Consider the following 15063-nt stretch of genomic DNA (forward strand, 5'->3'; position numbering starts at 1 on the left):
ATCTCCACGGATTGCCGCGCCCTATTATACCGACTTTGCGGAGAGACCCCCTAGGATTGCAGAAGGATAAAGGCCAGACTGGCCAGGCCCCAGCCCAAGCAGAGTAAGTTTTTTAGCATCCCTGGCCTTGAATCTAGAGATATCATTGAGGGACGGAAACAGGGCAAGAGTAGAAATAACCAGTAGAGGTCTAGAAAGACTCGTGAATAGTTTAAATAATAGTTAAGAATATAAAAACTAGCGACGGCCCCTAGGCCCGCGTAGCTCCAAAAGGTTAGGGTCAGGGCATTAATCTGGGGGCGTGGGCAGAGGCTGTTACGCAGGCCCCAGGCCAGGGTTAACCCTAAGATTGAAAAGGAATAGGCCTCATAAAGATTGCCCAGTGTTAGCCCGTTTTGGAGTAGGGCTTCTCCCTTGGCCAATAGGCCCCCTACTGGCCAGGTAAAATTCCCCGTCCCACTAGCCCCCGGTAATGACAGATAGATAATCCAAGCATTCCAGAGCAGAAAGGGGAGCAGGGCCAGGCCGAGGGGCAAAAAGTGCTCTCGTCGTTGGGAACGCACACTAGCAATGACCAGAGCCAACCAGACCAGCAGTAAGGTCTCACGGGTCAACAGGCCCAAGGCCAAGGCCCATCCCATGCCCCAGGGACGACGGGACTGGAAAGACAGCAAGGCCGCCAGGGCCAAGACACTGGCCCAGAGATCCGCAGTAGAAAGAGATAGCACCATCCACACCCCAGGAATGGCCAGGCCCCATAGTCCATTCTCCGGCGACTGGTCTTGAATTTGCAGGGATCGGGTGAGTAAAAAGATAAAAGCAGTAATAGCCAAGATGTTTAGTCCAACCAACCCATAGGGAATCCAGCAGGGATTGCCCAGGCCCAGGAAATACCCCAGTAGAGGATAGAGAATACGGCGATAGCGGTAACTAGGCTGATCCAGGGCCGCTATTGTCCCCGGTTGCGTGAGGAAGGGGTCAAGACTAATGCTCAAAAATTGTTGGCCATCGTAGCCCAACTCGTCGGGCCAGATACGGGTGGTTTCCGGCTGGAGTAGGGGAGATAGGGGGAGGACAGAACCAATGCGGAAAAATCCCGTGATATTGCCCTCAAATTTACCGAAGTATAAAAAAAGACAGACCAGGCTCGCCAACAAAAAAGCAAGAACTGCGTTGGCCAAGGCCGCCTGTCTGCTCTTCCGGTAGTCATCCATAAAACGCATCAATGGCACCCCATACAATCAATATGACCTCTCAGTAAACAATTGATTGGCTCTAGTGAGTACTCTCCAGACTGGTCAGGGCCAACGGAGTACTGGTATGATGACTCAGTGTTTTTCTTCCCTCTGCTATGAGCCACGCCGATTGGCAAGTTGCCAAGGTTTACGAAGATATTCTGTACCACAAATGGGACGGTATCGCCAAAATTACCATCAATCGTCCCCATAAACGTAACGCCTTCCGCCCAAAAACCATTGTTGAATTGTACGATGCCTTTTGTAATGCGCGGGAAGATGGCCGCATCGGTGTAGTTTTGCTTACCGGAGCCGGCCCCCACAGTGATGGTAAATATGCCTTTTGCGCTGGGGGAGACCAATCGGTGCGGGGAGAAGGGGGCTACCTGGATGACCAAGGCGTTCCCCGTCTTAATGTTCTTGATCTCCAGCGCTTGATTCGCTCTATGCCCAAAGTGGTGATTGCCCTCGTGGCGGGTTATGCCATTGGCGGGGGCCAGGTTCTACACTTGGTCTGCGACCTGACATTGGCGGCGGATAATGCTATGTTTGGGCAAACAGGCCCGAAGGTGGGGAGTTTTGATGGTGGTTTTGGGGCCAGTTATTTGGCCCGTGTCGTGGGCCAAAAGAAAGCCCGAGAAATCTGGTTTCTCTGTCGTCAGTATTCTGCTCAGCAGGCCCTAGACATGGGATTAGTGAATGCAGTGGTGCCCGTCGATGATTTAGAAGGGGAAGGAATTCAATGGGCTAAGGAAATCTTGGCTAAAAGCCCCCTCGCGATTCGTTGTCTCAAGGCGGCCTTTAATGCGGACTGCGATGGTCAAGCGGGGCTTCAGGAACTGGCAGGAAACGCAACCCTTTTGTACTACATGACCGCAGAAGGCAATGAAGGAAAACAGGCCTTTCTAGAAAAACGACCACCGGATTTTCGTCAATACCCCTGGTTACCTTAGGGGTTTCATCGTATTGCTCGTGACAAGTTCTTTACCCGTGGGAAGCGCGGCTCCCGGTTTCCATGGTCAAACCACCAGCAGAAGCTGAAGTTGTTTCAGAACAGTCTAGCGCTAGGGAATTTTCCAGTCGCATGACATCTTCAATAGCATCCCAAGGGGTCGAGAAGGGATGAGAGGCAAGGACACAAGCCTTCCATTCGCCTTGGACGGGAACACCCAGTTGATCACACATTCCTCCCCGTCGTCCTTCGGACTGATAGTACCGGCAGTAGCGGCACGATGAAGTCATATAATTAGCAGTTTTCATCGGGGGCTCTCAAAAGATATTAAAAAAATGCTTGGTTAAGCAGGTTATTTATATATTTTGCCCTAGGCTCTATTGGCTAAAAATAAGTTCAAGCCAGGATTCCATAAGGATTCCAGTGATCCCCGCCAGACTGATCCCTTTAGTTTGTCTTAATAATCATTTTACAAATCGACATATTCTTTGAGCCTTCGACTCTTGTCTTAGATCGAGTTTGCACACAAAGAAGCAAGTCCTTAGCTGAAATCATTATGGGGATCAGGGCAAAAAGGCCTTCCATTGAGAGGATAGGGAACTTTCCGAACAGGATAGAGGCTTAAGCAGCAACAAAATTCAATCTAAAAAGCCAAGAATATTTCTCAAAAAATCTATTTTCTTTTTTCGTAAAAGTATCAAGGACTACAGAGGATTTTGGTCATTATTATCGTAACGGTGGGTTGATCCAGACCCGCCTCCATTATTCTAGTTAACGCTTGGACAGGGGATTAGGGGGGATCCCCTACCGAAGGAAGTACTTTCGCGGGGTAAAACCACTACAATGGGTTAAAGCTTAAAATTTCGTAACCCTTTCCCCTTGCTGGCCACCTATGACCGACGTTCCCGTTTCTCGGATTCGTAACTTTTCCATCATTGCCCACATCGACCACGGTAAATCGACGTTAGCCGACCGACTGTTGCAGGTGACCGGAACCGTCGAACAACGGCAGATGAAGGAGCAATTTCTCGACAACATGGATTTGGAGCGGGAACGGGGCATTACCATTAAACTCCAGGCAGCTCGTATGAATTATCGGGGCAAGGATGGCCAGGACTATGTTCTCAATTTGATCGATACCCCCGGCCACGTTGATTTTTCCTACGAAGTTTCGCGCTCTCTGGCCGCCTGTGAAGGGGCCTTGCTGGTGGTGGATGCCTCCCAGGGAGTAGAGGCTCAGACTCTAGCTAACGTCTATCTGGCCCTGGAAAATAACCTGGAAATTATTCCTGTGCTCAATAAAATTGACCTGCCCAGTGCTGAACCAGAACGGGTAGCCCGGGAAATTGAAGAGGTGGTGGGCCTCGATTGCAGTCAGGTGATTCAGGCTTCCGCCAAGGCTGGCCTGGGGATCGAGGATATTTTAGAATCCATTGTCCATTTGGTGCCCCCCCCCCAAGATACGGTGGCAGACCCATTACGGGCCTTGATTTTTGACAGCTATTACGATGCCTATCGCGGCGTAGTTGTTTATTTTCGGGTGATGGATGGCCGGGTTAAACGGGGGGATAAAGTCCGTTTGATGGCCTCAGGCAAGGAATATGTCATTGATGAACTGGGGGTCCTATCACCGACCCAAGTCCAGGTGGATGAACTGCATGCCGGGGAAGTTGGCTATTTTGCCGCCGCCATTAAAGCCGTAGGGGATGCGCGGGTCGGCGATACGATTACCTTAGCAATGACCCCCGCCCAGACGCCTCTGCCCGGCTATACCGAGGCCAATCCCATGGTTTTTTGTGGCCTCTTTCCCATTGATGCCGACCAATATCCCGATCTGCGGGATGCCCTAGAAAAACTCAAGCTTAACGATGCGGCCCTGTCCTACGAACCTGAAACCTCTAGTGCCATGGGCTTTGGTTTCCGCTGTGGCTTTTTAGGCCTGTTACACATGGAAATTGTCCAGGAGCGGTTAGAGCGGGAATATAATCTGGACTTAATCACGACGGCCCCCTCAGTTATCTATCGCGTGACCACCATGGACGGCGAAATCCTAGAGGTGGATAATCCCAGTCAACTCCCTGATGCCCAACACCGGAGCAAGATCGAAGAACCCTATATCAAGGTGGAAATGATCACCCCGGAAAACTATGTCGGGACGCTAATGGAACTGTGCCAGAGCCGGCGGGGAGTCTTTATTGACATGAAATATTTCACCCAAACCCGCACGGCCCTGATCTACGAGTTACCGTTGGCCGAAGTGGTAACGGACTTTTTTGATCAACTGAAATCTCGCACCAAGGGCTACGCCAGCATGGAGTATCAACTGATTGGCTATCGGGAAAATGCCCTGGTGAAATTAGACATTTTAGTCAATGGGGACGGGGTCGATGCCCTGGCCATGATCGTCCATCGGGATAAGGCTTACTATGTGGGCCGGGCCTTGGTCGAAAAACTGAAGGAATTGATCCCACGCCACCAGTTCAAAGTTCCCATTCAAGCGGCCATCGGCGCGAAGGTGATTGCCAGTGAGCATATTCCGGCCCTGCGCAAGGACGTATTAGCTAAGTGCTACGGTGGTGATATTTCCCGGAAGAAAAAGCTTTTACAGAAACAGGCCAAGGGTAAAAAACGAATGAAGGCCATTGGAACCGTTGATGTGCCCCAGGAAGCTTTTATGGCGGTACTTAAGTTAGACCAACAGGGTTAATCTAGTCCGAGAGCTTTGTACTAAATCACTAAAGTTTGACCCCACAACAGACCCCCAGTCCATAAAAAGCAGGGGTCTAAAATCCCGAAACCTCTTTATTAAAAGAGGGCTTGACTTGGGATAACTTGGCCACAATCTTGGGCTTTAGTTTTTCAAACTCTTGCTTGAGGAGTTGTTTGGATATCTGAGATTTACCCGCGGGAACATTCTGACTATTGCTGGCCCATTCCTGTAAAAGTTTGCTTTGATTGGGGGCAATGGTTGCCGTTAGCACTTGCTGGCATTGTTCTGGACGCTCTAGGGCAAAGAAGAGAATGGAATAGTTGCCTCTCTGTCCCAACAACATAGCGATGCGTTGACCGGCTGGGGTCTTCAGATCGATGTAACAGGGAAGCCAACGAGGGCCATACTGACGGTGAAAGAGTACCGTAATCCACAACACCATGGGATGGGGAGAATTGGTCATCAGGAATTGGTTGTAGCGGATACTCGTCATTCGAGCAGTAATATCTTCCTGCTCCAACATCACCCACAAGCTAGCCAGAGTCCCCTCCTCCGCCCGAATAATTTGGGGAAACACAATTTTCTGGACGGGTTTATCCTTTGGCCAGGTCATCTGCCGACAGGCCTCTGCCGCTGGTAGTAGCCGACTGGTCGCCATGGAGGTCGGCCGCGGGCCACGGGGTTTCATAACGACGGTCGGCTGGGAATCCTCCGGGTCAGGAATCGAGGGACGGTTAGCGACCTTGGGACGGGAAATTTCGATTTCAATGGCTTCCAGGGATTTAATCACTTCCTCTACCACCTGGGGCCGATTTTTAGGCGATTTGGCCATGCAGTCCATCACCAGGGCCTCTAGGGAAGGAGGAATCCGATAGCTGGGGTTCATTGGTTTAGGCTTGGTGTGATGGTGGGCCTCATACCAGCCCCCAAAGGAAGAGTTTTCCGGGAAAATTGGCATATCTCCAGTCAGCATTTCGTACATCATAATGCCCAAACTGTAGATGTCTGAGCGATTATCCAACTCCTTACCCTCCATTTGTTCTGGGGAGCAGTAGGCAAGAGTTCCCATAAAGGCCTGGGTCTGGGATTCCTCCGCTTGTACCAGCTTGGCAATACCAAAATCTAAGATTTTAACCAGTTCCCCCAGAGCCTGGTCTTGTACCAATAAAATATTGCTGGGTTTAATATCCCGATGGACAATGGGACAAATTTCCCCCTGATACAAAATGCCTCTGTGGGCACATTCCAAACCAAAACAAATTTGCCGGGTAATGCGCAAAAACCGATCAACAGGCAAGGGGCGGTACTTGATCAGGTCACTAATGCTTTCGCCCTGGAGAAATTCCATAACGTAAAAGGGAATTTCTTTCTCATCCAACCCGTAGTCCCGGACCCGGACAATGTGAATACTTTTTTCTCCCAGGAGGGCCGAAATGGTGGCTTCCCGCTCAAAGCGTTCCTTCATGCGTTGATTGAGCAGGGCCTGGGACAAGAATTTAACGGCGACAGTCACCCCCCCTAGGAGTTTATCTTCAGCCCGATAGACCTGACCCATGGCCCCACTCCCCACCAGTTCGACGAGTTGGTAGCGATTGGCGAGTAAGCGGCGATGGCGAGAATCTGGGGTCATAGAGAACAGGGCCTGGCGATAGCCACGGGAGAGGTTAAGGGGCAGAAAAATACGAATCCCAATTCCGTCTAGGGTTGGTGCTCAAAGGTTGCTTCGAGGGTACTGGTTAGATAGTGCCCAGCGAGGATGCCGCTCGCTAAATGATAGCGGTGCTCACTCAAACGGTGAAACGTTTCAAACCCACTGCGGCGTTGTCGGTCTCCCAGTACCCAGTAGCGTTGGATGATGGATTTCTCTAACACCCAGCCTTCTCCTTCCACCCGACCAAGTTGGCTATGTTGCAATACATAGGTATATTGCCGCTCTTCTTCGTTAAGGCGCCCCCGGTACTGAAAGGAGATTTCTTCGCGGTCACTATCTGGAAAAACCAACTTAGTCACCATAGTAAACCAATCTTCCTGTTGCCAGGCAATGATGGAGCGACCTTTGAGGGGTTGGGGAAGCTGATTCCGTTCAAACCAGTAACCTTCAATGTGCCAACGTCCAGCTTCTAAGAGAAATGTATGGGTCAAGTTACCCCTCCTTTATCCGGGCAGAGAACTTTACTTGTCCAATATCTAACATTTTGGCTAAAAATAGTCTGCAATCGCCCTCACTTTTCTACCCTATTTTAGGATGAATCTCCCCGAGCAAACAGGGCTGTTGAGCGCCAGTCACCTGGGGTAAATTACCGGGAAATGAATTATAGAATCGCCAGTAAGCCAGAATAGCGAAGGCGATGGCTTCTTTGTAGTCGCTGGCCAGGCCGTTCTCTGTTGTTGTGGCTAGGCGGGTTTGAGGCCCGAGGTGTTGGGCTAGCCGTTGCTGGAGGTACAGATTATGGCTACCGCCACCGCAGAGGAGGAGGGTATCGGGAAGACAGGGTAAAAAGGCCCGATAGTTTTCCACAATGGAGCGAGCGGTTAATTCTGTCAGAGTCGCTAAAAAGTCGGCTTCCCCGAGAGTATAGGCCTGGGCATCTTGCCAGCATTGTTGGAGATAATCCGGCCCAAATAATTCCCGGCCGGTGGACTTAGGCGGCGGTTGCTGGAAAAAATCCTGACGAAGCCACTGGTCAACGAGGGGTTGATAGGGTTGGCCCTGGGCTGCCCACTGGCCTTGATGATCGTAGGTTTGTTGTCCTTGGCTGAACCTTTGTACCGCCAGATCGATTAAGACATTGCCGGGCCCCGTATCCCAGCCTCGGATTTTGTCTTCCCAGTCAGGGGTCTGACGAGGGGGAAGATACGTGACATTGCCAATGCCACCAATATTCTGAATACAGCGGTGTTCTGTGTCATGGCCCAGCAGGCAGGCATCAATCTTGGAGACCAGAGGCGCACCCTGGCCTCCGGCAGCCAAGTCGGCCTGGCGAAAATGGCTGACCGTTGGGATAGCCGTAAGCTGGGCAATTACTTCTCCTCGTCCCAGTTGGCAACTATAGCCCAAGCGTTGACCCTGGGGCGGGCGGTGGAAAACTGTCTGGCCATGGGAACCAATCAGGTCAGCATGGGGATAGCCGGTTTGGATATTTTGGGCGGCCTGGGCAAAGGCGATGGCAATGGCCTCATCCAGATCGGCCCATTCGGCCATGGTCAAGGTCTGGCCAGCGCAGACCGCTAAAATTTGTCGTCGTAGGGCCGGAGAATAGGGATAGGTCGCCCCTTGGAGGAGTTCTACTCGGAGGTCTAGACGGGAACCGGAGATTTCCACTAAAGCTGCATCGATACCATCCACCGATGTCCCGCTCATCAAGCCAATACAATATGCCATCACATATTAATGAAGGTAGGAGGCCATGGTTAAAATGCCCTGCTGGCCGATCAAGATTTCCCGCAAGAAGGTACAAATCCCTACCCAAAGCACGGGGGTAATATCAACCCCTCCCAAGGGAGGAATCAGTTGTCGCAGGGGGACGAGTAACGGCTCTGTCGGCAGAGCTACCAAACGCCAAGGCATTCTAGCCATCTCGACTTGGGGATACCAGGTTAGAATAATCCGAAAAATAAAAAGAACCGTCATCAAGGCCAGAATAATGCCTAGGGCCTGACTCATTAGATTAACAAAGGTCATAGCAACATTAATAACACAGGGAACGATGAATATTGTAGCGAAGCTTTCACTCCGGCTTAGGCTGTTGCACTAATAACACTGAGCACCGGGCGTGGTGAACGACATAGTTGCTGACACTACCTAAAAATATTTCTGCTAGGCCTTGGAGGCCCCGTCGCCCCAGCACAATCAGGTCGGCCTCCCAGGTTTTGGCTAGATCACAGATATGACGACTCGGTTCCCCGATTTTCCAATCCCATTCTGTGCGGATGCCCTGCTGTTCAGCCCTAGACCCGTAATCAGCTAGCCATTGCTGAGTTTCCTCTGTCTGCTGTTGCAGGCGCTCGTGAATGACCCGAGAAAAATTGGCCATTTCTTCACTGTAGATGCTGGGATAGGGCGTCAAAACGGTCTGTTCTAGAGGAATACAGTGAAAGAGCATTAATTGGCCCTGATTGAGTTTTGCCATAGCCAAGGCCTGTTCAAACACATCACCCCTCAGGGCAGACTGGTCAAGGGCAGCAAGAATTTTTGAGTAAACCATAACGGTGTTGGATAGAGGAACCGGAGTCTAGAAGGGGGCGAGAATCGCAAGCGGTGGCCAAGGAAAGAGGCTAGCTGGCCCGCTTGTAGGCTTCATCAAGAATTTCTGACAGGGTTGGATGGGCATGGATATTGAAGGCCAGTTCCCGGACGGAACGGCGTTCTCCGATGGCATTGGCTGCTTCTTGGATTAGATCCGAAGCATGAATCCCAATGATATGAACCCCCAACAGTTCTCCAGTATCCTGACGATAGATAATTTTGGCTAGGCCTTCGGTTTCCTTTTCTGCCAGGGCCTTGGAATTGCCTTTGTAGTAGGTTTTGGCCGTGGCAATGGTGAAGCCTTCTGTTTCACCCAGGGCCTGGGCTTGAGCCTCCGTTAGACCCACATAGCTAATTTCCGGGTGGGTAAAGGCAGCAGCGGGAATGGCCCGGTAATCGATGGTTTTGGCCCGGCCACAGATATTTTCAACCGCGACCACTCCCTGCCCAGAGGCTGCGTGAGCCAGCATCATTTTGCCCGTGGCATCGCCAACAGCCCACAGATGGGGCACCGGTTCTCCGTCCTTGAGGACGGCCATCTGGTCATTGACCGCAATAAAACCCCGACGATCCACTTCGACGCCCACAGATTCTAGTCCCAGGTTTTTAGTGGCAGGAATTCGGCCCGTTGCGACAAGACAGGCATCCACTTCTAGGGTTTCTACTACTTCTTTAGTTTTGGCATCGGCCAACTCAATCACGACGGGATGACCCGGCTTCACGCTTTTCGCCAAGGTTCCTACATAGGTTTCAATATTGCGGGGTTTGATCAGTACCCGTTCCGCAATCTTGGCAATATCAGGGTCAAAACCGGGCATCAAGGTATCCAGGGCCTCAATCATAGTGACTTCACAGCCCAGGGCGGTGTAGACATCGGAAAATTCCAGCCCAATGTAGCCACTGCCAATGATGGCAATCCAGGGAGGAAGCTGTTCGAGTTGAATGGCCTCATCACTGGTGAAGACCGTTTTATGATCGATTTCAATCCCGGGAGGAACAAAGGGCACTGACCCCGGACAGAGCAAAATATCTCGAGTGGTGTAGGTCTTTTCACCGCTGTCTCCGATCACACTGACTTTTTGGGGCCCGACTACCTTGCCCCAACCCCGCAGGGTGTCTACTTTGAGGCGAGTCAAGCTATTGGTGAGGTCTTCTCGAATTTTGTGGACTAGATCCGTCGCATGGGCAGCAATGGCCTCCCGCTGGAACGCCACGCCTCCTACCTGAATTCCCAAGTGTTGTAGATGCTCGCTATCTTGCAGTTCTCTCACTCGGCCCGAGGCCGCCAGCAGGGCCTTGGAGGGAATGCAACCCCGGTTAACACAGGTTCCCCCCATCTCCTTGGCTTCGATGATGGCTGTTTTTAGGCCGCATTTGACAGCATGGAGCGCCGCACCATGGCCCCCAACACCCGCGCCAATAATGATCAAATCGTAATCAAAATCCTGACTCATGTTAACGATTGCGCCTCTGTTTCATCCGCTTCTTAGTGTACGAGCAAAGGGGTACCCAGGAAACCAGTCCTTACAGAAGCTCCGGTGGTACTCAATCTCACTCAGGCTTGGGGTCAGTCGGCAAGGCATGGGCGGAGGATTTTTGGGAAAAAAGAATCAAGATCCCGGAGATTAAGGTGATGGCCACAGCTTTCCAGAGTAGGGCCAGGGCGTCCTGATCTTCGGCCAGATCGCCAAAGAAGATCACAACCATATTTAACAGGATAACATTACCCAGGTTAGACTTTAGTTCATGAAAACTATGAACCCGGAGGGGACTAGCAATTTTCAAGGGCTGGATAAACAATTCGTAAAGGCCCATAGCCAAAATCAGGAGAGTAATGGCAGTTAAAAATCGCTCAATGACTTCAACAAACTGAAATTCAATCTTCTCAACAAACCAATTGTGGGTCAGGAGTTCCCACAGCAAATGGCCTGCGAGGACAGAGGCATAGATAAAAGCCGCAAAGGAGGTCAGTAAAATGAAGAAAACCGATAACAAAATAAGATATTTACTCTGACACAACAGCGATTTTATCAACAACATAAAAACAAAAAGTATAAGAATATTATTTGTCTTCCTGGGGGAACAAGTGCTTCCTCAGGAAGTCTTAGGGGTTAGTTATCCTAGTATCAACGTTTCTCAAAGCACTAGGAGGCCTCTAGCGCTGCAAAATAGGCTTTGGCCTTAATGGGGTCTGGAGTCATGGTTTGCTCTCCCTCCTGCCAGCCAACGGGACACACTTCATTGGGATGGGACTGGACGTGCTGAATAGCCTTCAGGGTTCTCAGAGTTTCGTCCACACTGCGGCCAAAGGAAAGATTATTGATGGTGGCATGCTGGATAATGCCGTCCCGGTCAATAATGAACAGGCCCCTTAGGGCAATACCAGCCTCTGGGTCAAGGACATTATAAGCCGTACTGATTTCTTTTTTGAGGTCGGCTACGAGTGGATAGGCAATATCCCCCAGACCCCCTTGCTTGCGCTCGGTTTGAATCCAGGCCAAATGGGAAAATTCGCTGTCCACAGAAACCCCTAAAATTTCAGTGTCCAGGGCCTTAAATTGATCATGCCGATTACTAAAAGCAATAATTTCCGTGGGACAAACAAACGTAAAATCGAGGGGATAGAAAAACAAAATAACGTATCTACCCCGATAGTCCGACAACTTCAGGGTTTGGAATTGTTGGTCAATAACCGCCGTTGCTGTAAAGTCCGGGGCAAGCATACCCACGCGCAAACACTCTGTCATAACTAGAGACACTCCAAAATTTAAGTAAACTGCTCCACTGCAGACTGATACTGACAATCCCGGTCAAACACGAAAAACTTGTTAAAACACTATCACAGTCGCCTTAATTTTGACTAACGGCCGCCGCCATGAAAGTTCCTTCCCTCCCCCGGCTCCCTAAGCGGTTTTCCCCCCTGACCGCCTCCCCCAAATCCAAAGCTCGACAAGTCAAAACCCTCCGCACTGCTATCCAGAGAAGTCAGCGCCCAGGACTCCAGTTCATCGTCCACCTAGATCTCTACCATTGGCTATTTGCCCTGTCCTGGCGTCATTTTTTACTTCTAGTGACGGCCTTTTATTTTGGGCTTAATCTGCTGTTCGCCATCGTTTTTTGGTACTTGGGGGGCGGCATTGGCAATGCCGAGGCCGGTTCCTTTAAGGATGCCTTTTTCTTTAGTATTCAAACCTTCTCTACCGTGGGCTACGGATCTATGTATCCCCAAAGTTTGGCAGTGCACATTCTGGTTACCATTGAAATCTTTGTGGGCCTGCTTTGTCTGGCGGTGTTGACCGGCCTGATGTTTGCCCGTTTTTCTCGGCCCACTGCCAAGATCCTATTTAGCCAAGTCGCTGTTATTTGTCCCTTTGAAGGGATTCCTACCTTGATGTTTCGGGCAGCCAACCAGCGGAATAATCGCATTCTAGAGGCTCAGGTGCGGGTCAGCCTGACGCGAGATGAGATGACACAGGAAGGTTATCTCCTCCGACGTTTCTACGACCTAGACTTGGTGCGTTCCCAGACGCCGATTTTCGGGTTAAGTTGGTTAATCATGCACCCAATTACCCCGACCAGTCCGTTGTACGGACAAACTATAGAAACCCTAACAGAGGTCGGTGTTGAATTATGGGTGAGTTTAACTGGCCTCGATGAAACCTTTTCCCAGACAATTCACAGTCGTTATGCCTACGCTATACCAGAACTACGCTGGCACCATCGCTTTGTCGATATTTTTTATCAAACTCCCGACGGCCGGTGGTGCTTAGAGCTGGGACGCTTTCACGATACCGTTTCATTGCGGGTTCCCCCGCCTCCTACAGCAGGGGAAACGCTATTAATGGTGGATTAACCTGGTGTAATACGGCCCTGAGCAATGCCCCGATTTTGATGCCGGAAAAGATGACTGGGGTTTTGCATCATTTTGACGGGTTTGTGTTCAGTAGCGGGATAGGTCAATTTGGGCTGTTTGGTGTTCATCGCTTAGACCCCACAACGAGAGACTACACCTTGATCCTGGCACAATTCCTATGGATCGACCATGACAAGCTGAGGGGCGATTTCGCCGGGGCAACATTATAAAATCAATAGCCTCTAACGAACGGTTTCTAGGGTTTCTAATTTCTTGGTAAATAGCTCCGTAAAGAGACTAATAACTGTCCGTTTTTCCCGTACCTTGATATTGGCAGTAATTGACATCCCTGACTGGAGGGGAATTGTTCGGCCCTGGGATTTCAATTGCTGGGATTCCATCTTGATTCGAACCGGAAAACGATAGTACTGATGAGCCTGATCTGGCGGGAGAGCGTCGGAACCAATGGAGCTTACTTCTCCCTTAATGTCCCCAAATTCACTGTAGGGAAAGGAATCAATCCGAACTTCGGACTTCATTCCTGTACGAACAAAACCAATGTCTTTATTGGTAACATTGACCTCCGCTACTAAATTATCCCTGGGCACAATTTTGAGGAGGGGTTCTGTCTGGTTGGGGGGAGTAACATAGCCCGGAGTGGCCTTTAAGTCAAAGACGGTGCCATTCACAGGAGATTTAATTTCTTGATATTTCAAGGTAACTTTGGATCGGCTAATTTGGCCATTAAGCTCATTAATTCGCTTGTTATTTTCAACAATAACTTTGGTGAATTGGCTATCAATTTCAGCAAGACGCTTATCATTATCGGCAATGCGGTCGGTAATATCTTTTTCTGTGATAGCGCTCGTGTTGGTCAAGCGAGCACTGGCTTGGTCAATGAGATTCTGGAGTCGTCTTTCTTCCTGCTGTAGGCGATCGATCTCCGCTAGACGGCTCCGTACCTGTTGTTTTTGCTTATCTAACTCGACACTGCCATTGACTCGCTGTTCAATGATTTGTTTGTAGCGGTCATTGACGGCCTGCTGTTGTTTTTCAACTTGCAGTTTAGCCAAGGCTCCTTCCTCTAGCAGGGGGGTGACATTGCCTAGAATCCGTTCTTCAATTTCTAAGCTTTTCTCTGCTTCTGAGATGGCTTTGCGATTACGACTTTCCAAATCCACCAGGATTTTTTGATCTTCCCGGAGTTGAGATTGGGCCGAAGCGAGCTGAACCTGGGCCTGATTCAGTTGTTTTTCCAGTTGTTGGATTTCCAAGCGAGCCGCCATCATCCGCGTTTCCAGTTCGTACTGTGTCCGTCGCAGTCGGGATTCCTGATCTGGGCTCAGACTGGTATTACCATTACCCAAGCCGAGGAGGGTCTGGTAAAGCGCATTCTCTTGTACCAGAGCCGCTCGGTTCTTAGCCAAAGAAACCACTTCCCAGGGCAAATTTAAACGACTCACTGCCGCATCAAATGCTGCCCCCGTTAAATTCTTTTCTAAAAGCGTCTGATAAAATTCATTTTCTTGCAGGAGAGATTGTTTAATTTTTTGGGCCGCCTTGAGATCCGATTCCGTGGCAGTTGAATCCATAATCACGAGAGTCTGGCCAGCCTTGACAGATTCATTGTCCTTAACGAGGACTTTTTGAACAACCCCATTGATCGGGGCCTGAACATCCTTAACGGTATCCTGGGGCTTTAACTGGCCGGTAGCGGGAATTACCTGCTCAATGGTAGCAATGGAAGCCCAAGTAATGGTAGCCACGGTGACGCCCATAATCCCCAGAGCAATGCCCCGTAACCATATAGGTGACTGACGCAAGATCAAGGATTGTTCTGGTTGAAAAAGAGAAGGTTGAGTTTGTACTTCGATGGTTTTTGCCGGACTCTCAGCCTGGGGTTCCGAGGCCAGGGTGCCGTTATCCATCGCGGCAGTTACTTTACCATTACCGTTACTGTTGGCCTGGCCGTTACGGGAAGATTCCTGGGTTAAAGGATTCATGATCGCTCCTATGGGGTCTATCAAGGAAGAAAAGTATGGGTTAATTCAGGTCTACAAACAGGAC

At 50.2% G+C, this 15063-nt stretch carries 15 protein-coding genes; 3 read left to right on the forward strand and 12 right to left on the reverse strand.

Going from position 1 to position 15063, the window contains the following annotated elements:
- Window positions 1-50: 50 nt before the first annotated feature.
- A complete protein-coding gene (locus ABXS88_RS03670) occupies window positions 51-1232 on the reverse strand; it encodes a hypothetical protein (RefSeq protein ID WP_353673837.1) in 1182 nt (393 codons plus the stop codon).
- 119 nt (window positions 1233-1351) lie between these two features.
- Between ABXS88_RS03670 and menB the strand changes: the two genes are divergently transcribed.
- Window positions 1352-2188: a 1,4-dihydroxy-2-naphthoyl-CoA synthase gene (gene menB / locus ABXS88_RS03675; protein WP_353673838.1), complete on the forward strand. Its 837-nt coding sequence runs from the start codon at window positions 1352-1354 to the stop codon at window positions 2186-2188.
- A gap of 31 nt (window positions 2189-2219) precedes the next feature.
- On the opposite strand, the gene ABXS88_RS03680 is transcribed toward menB, so the two are convergent.
- Entirely contained in the window at window positions 2220-2495 is a 276-nt protein-coding gene (locus ABXS88_RS03680) for a hypothetical protein (protein ID WP_353673839.1), read from the reverse strand.
- A gap of 584 nt (window positions 2496-3079) precedes the next feature.
- On the opposite strand from ABXS88_RS03680, the gene lepA reads away from it, so the two are divergent.
- The gene (lepA, locus tag ABXS88_RS03685; RefSeq protein WP_353673840.1) at window positions 3080-4894 is read left to right on the forward strand and encodes a translation elongation factor 4; all 1815 of its coding nucleotides are present in this window, start codon (window positions 3080-3082) and stop codon (window positions 4892-4894) included.
- Window positions 4895-4970: 76 nt separating this feature from the next.
- On the opposite strand, the gene ABXS88_RS03690 is transcribed toward lepA, so the two are convergent.
- The 8 genes from ABXS88_RS03690 to ABXS88_RS03725 form a co-directional block, all read right to left on the reverse strand.
- Entirely contained in the window at window positions 4971-6527 is a 1557-nt protein-coding gene (locus tag ABXS88_RS03690) for a serine/threonine-protein kinase (protein ID WP_353673841.1), read from the reverse strand.
- A 68-nt stretch (window positions 6528-6595) separates the two neighbouring features.
- Window positions 6596-7039, reverse strand: a complete 444-nt coding sequence (locus ABXS88_RS03695) for a hypothetical protein (protein WP_353673842.1) — start codon at window positions 7037-7039, stop codon at window positions 6596-6598.
- A gap of 88 nt (window positions 7040-7127) precedes the next feature.
- The gene (locus ABXS88_RS03700) at window positions 7128-8279 is read right to left on the reverse strand and encodes an anhydro-N-acetylmuramic acid kinase (protein WP_353673843.1); all 1152 of its coding nucleotides are present in this window, start codon (window positions 8277-8279) and stop codon (window positions 7128-7130) included.
- Window positions 8280-8285: 6 nt separating this feature from the next.
- A complete protein-coding gene (locus ABXS88_RS03705) occupies window positions 8286-8579 on the reverse strand; it encodes a YggT family protein (protein ID WP_353673844.1) in 294 nt (97 codons plus the stop codon).
- Between the two features lie 46 nt (window positions 8580-8625).
- Window positions 8626-9102 (reverse strand): universal stress protein, encoded by a 477-nt coding sequence (locus tag ABXS88_RS03710; protein ID WP_353673845.1) that lies wholly within the window; start codon window positions 9100-9102, stop codon window positions 8626-8628.
- Between the two features lie 70 nt (window positions 9103-9172).
- Window positions 9173-10597: a dihydrolipoyl dehydrogenase gene (lpdA, locus tag ABXS88_RS03715; protein WP_353673846.1), complete on the reverse strand. Its 1425-nt coding sequence runs from the start codon at window positions 10595-10597 to the stop codon at window positions 9173-9175.
- Window positions 10598-10694: 97 nt separating this feature from the next.
- Window positions 10695-11183: a YqhA family protein gene (locus ABXS88_RS03720; RefSeq protein ID WP_353673847.1), complete on the reverse strand. Its 489-nt coding sequence runs from the start codon at window positions 11181-11183 to the stop codon at window positions 10695-10697.
- A gap of 104 nt (window positions 11184-11287) precedes the next feature.
- Window positions 11288-11890 carry a peroxiredoxin gene (locus ABXS88_RS03725; RefSeq protein WP_353673848.1) on the reverse strand — a complete coding sequence of 201 codons (603 nt, stop codon included), beginning with the start codon at window positions 11888-11890 and terminating at the stop codon, window positions 11288-11290.
- Window positions 11891-12018: 128 nt separating this feature from the next.
- Between ABXS88_RS03725 and ABXS88_RS03730 the strand changes: the two genes are divergently transcribed.
- Window positions 12019-12996: an ion channel gene (locus ABXS88_RS03730; RefSeq protein ID WP_353673849.1), complete on the forward strand. Its 978-nt coding sequence runs from the start codon at window positions 12019-12021 to the stop codon at window positions 12994-12996.
- Here the strand turns inward: ABXS88_RS03730 and ABXS88_RS03735 are convergent.
- Together ABXS88_RS03735 and ABXS88_RS03740 are read right to left on the reverse strand one after the other, a co-directional pair.
- Window positions 12993-13124 carry a hypothetical protein gene (locus ABXS88_RS03735; protein ID WP_353673850.1) on the reverse strand — a complete coding sequence of 44 codons (132 nt, stop codon included), beginning with the start codon at window positions 13122-13124 and terminating at the stop codon, window positions 12993-12995. The two genes, ABXS88_RS03730 and ABXS88_RS03735, sit on opposite strands and share 4 nt — an antisense overlap.
- Before the next feature lie 114 nt (window positions 13125-13238).
- A complete protein-coding gene (locus ABXS88_RS03740) occupies window positions 13239-14999 on the reverse strand; it encodes an HlyD family efflux transporter periplasmic adaptor subunit (protein ID WP_353673851.1) in 1761 nt (586 codons plus the stop codon).
- Between the last annotated feature and the right edge of the window lie 64 nt (window positions 15000-15063).

Source organism: Synechocystis sp. LKSZ1 (genome assembly GCF_040436315.1).
In the GTDB taxonomy this organism is placed as follows: Bacteria; Cyanobacteriota; Cyanobacteriia; order Cyanobacteriales; family Microcystaceae; genus Synechocystis.